General features: G+C 69.7%; 5 protein-coding genes and 1 pseudogene. All 6 read left to right on the top strand.

Features of this window, described 5'->3' with window-relative positions; all coding sequences use genetic code 11:
* On the top strand, positions 1 to 383 hold a 383-nt coding region (locus VNE62_05640), incomplete at its 5' end, for a hypothetical protein (protein HVE91763.1).
* Between the two features lie 117 nt (positions 384 to 500).
* The gene (gene thiS / locus VNE62_05635) at positions 501 to 701 is read left to right on the top strand and encodes a sulfur carrier protein ThiS (GenBank protein ID HVE91762.1); all 201 of its coding nucleotides are present in this window, start codon (positions 501 to 503) and stop codon (positions 699 to 701) included.
* Positions 698 to 1,345 carry a thiamine phosphate synthase gene (gene thiE / locus VNE62_05630; protein ID HVE91761.1) on the top strand — a complete coding sequence of 216 codons (648 nt, stop codon included), beginning with the start codon at positions 698 to 700 and terminating at the stop codon, positions 1,343 to 1,345. Before thiS ends, thiE begins: the two co-directional genes overlap by 4 nt.
* Positions 1,342 to 1,503 (top strand): hypothetical protein, encoded by a 162-nt coding sequence (locus VNE62_05625; GenBank protein HVE91760.1) that lies wholly within the window; start codon positions 1,342 to 1,344, stop codon positions 1,501 to 1,503. The genes thiE and VNE62_05625 overlap by 4 nt, the downstream gene beginning before the upstream one ends.
* A pseudogene (locus tag VNE62_05620) lies at positions 1,476 to 1,712 on the top strand (gamma-glutamylcyclotransferase). Before VNE62_05625 ends, VNE62_05620 begins: the two are co-directional and overlap by 28 nt.
* On the top strand, positions 1,709 to 2,049 hold a 341-nt coding region (locus VNE62_05615; protein ID HVE91759.1), incomplete at its 3' end, for a hypothetical protein. The pseudogene VNE62_05620 and the gene VNE62_05615, both read left to right, overlap by 4 nt.

Raw genomic sequence — 2,049 nt, 5'->3', positions numbered from 1 at the left:
CTGCCGCGTGCAATGAGATCGGCAAGGCCAGTCAGCAAGTCCTGTACGCGCTCGTCGCATACGCCTACTCCGGCGCTGTACTCGACTCTTTCTTCCATGCCTCGTTCGTGTCGGAACTCCAGGCGGTCGGCCCCCGACTCGTTCAGGTCTACTGCAGGTGCCCCTACGAGGTTGCGCGACAGCGTTACGAGGAGAGGGCCCGGAGGGATCCAACCAGGCACGGCGACCGCGAACGGGGCGAACAGGACTGGCAGCTCTGGTTGAAGGAAGGTGGACGCCCACTGCCCCTGGAGTCCCCTCTGCTCGAGGTGGACACGACGCTGCCCGTGGACGCCGACGAGGTGGCGCAGTGGGTCCGGGACAGGTCGAGCCGAGAGTGGTGATAGGTCTGTGAGGGACTGGACGCGCCCTTCTTCGCGAACGACCGTCTGGAAGTGACGGGGGTCGGGAGGGCCGATATCCAAGCCTCGCCCCCGGCCCCCGGTGATACGGTCGCGGCGATGGTGGTGAGCGCGAACGGAAAGCCGATCGAGGTGCCCCAGGACTGCACGGTGCAGCGGCTGATCGAGATGCTCGGCCTCGGCTCCCGGTGGGTGGTCGTGGAACGCAACGGGCTGCCCGTGGCGAGGTCGGACTTCGACACGGTGCGGCTGGAGCCGGGGGACGTCCTGGAGGTCGTGCGTCCGGTGCAGGGCGGATGAGGCCGGACCACCGCCGGGCGGCGCTGAATCGCGCGCGGCTGTACCTGGTCGCCGGGCCAGGGTTCACCGACCTTGCCGAAGTGGTGGCCGCCGGCGTGGGGATCGTGCAGCTGCGGGACAAGGAAGGCGAAGCCAAGGCGATCCTTCGGACGGGCGCGCTTTGGCAGGAGGCCTGCGAACGGCTGGACGTGCCGTTCGTGGTGAACGACCGTCCGGACGTGGCGAGGGTCCTGGGGGCCGACGGGGTGCACGTCGGTCAGGACGACCTGCCGCCCGAGGCCGTCCGGGACATCGTCGGTCCCGACGTGATCGTCGGGCTGTCCACGCACTCCCCGGACCAGATTGCCGACGCTGCCGCGCTGCACGAGCGGGGAGTCATCGACTACATCGCGGTGGGGCCGGTCCACGAGACCCCCACGAAGCCGGGGCGCCCGGCGGTGGGGCTGGACCTGATTGAAATGGCCGCACGGACGGTGACCTTCCCGTGGTTTGCGATTGGGGGGATAAGCCCGATGAACGTCCGCCAGGTCGCGGACGCCGGTGCGGACAGGGTGGTCGTCGTGCGGGCGATCGTTGACTCGCCGGATCCGGCCGCGGCGGCCACGCAGCTGATGGCGGGACTCATCGGGTCGCGAAGCTCGTGAGCCCTGAAGCCGTGTTCGTCTACGGCCTGCTGAAACCGGGCTTCCGTCTGCGCCATGTGATCGAGCCGTTCCTGCAACGGGCGGTACCCGCAACGGTCGGCGGACGCCTGTACGACACCGGGTCCCGTCGGCACGTCTCGATCGCGAGGGGCGGGTGAGCGGGTTCGTGATGTGGCTGAACGACTGGGCGGCCGCGCTGCCCGTGCTCGACGAACTCGAGGACGAGGGCACGCTTTACCGCAGGGTCGCCGTCGAAGCCGCCACCCCCGATGGACCGGTCACCGTATGGACCTACGAGTTCCTGGGACTCGTGGACGCCGCGCGCGACGTTACTCCCGAGTGGACGATGCATCACGGCGAGCGGTGACCGACCACCACACCTTCTCCTCCGGGACCGGGTCGGTGGTCGTGACGCGCGCCGGCGCCCGCGTCGCGGAGCTGCGGTGCGGAGAGCACCTGCCCAACGTCCTGTACGACGGACCGGCCCCCGTGGCGGGAGGCGACCGCCTTTGGCCGGCTCCGGAACTGGAGGTGTTCTACGAGGACCCGGACGACCCGCAGTCCTGGAGGTCCCCGCCGGAGGTGGATCCCGGGACGTGGACCATGACCCTGGAAGGTCCCGGGGCGGTGCTGCGCCAGGAGGCGCTGGGCTCGCGCATGTCCCGGCACGTGCGTCCGCTGGAGGAGCTGCCGTTCGACTGCTC

Source organism: Actinomycetota bacterium (genome assembly GCA_035536535.1).
Taxonomy (GTDB): domain Bacteria; phylum Actinomycetota; class JAICYB01; order JAICYB01; family JAICYB01; genus DATLNZ01.
The sequence above is the reverse complement of the archived record's forward strand: the minus strand, read 5'-3'. Positions and strand labels throughout refer to the sequence as shown.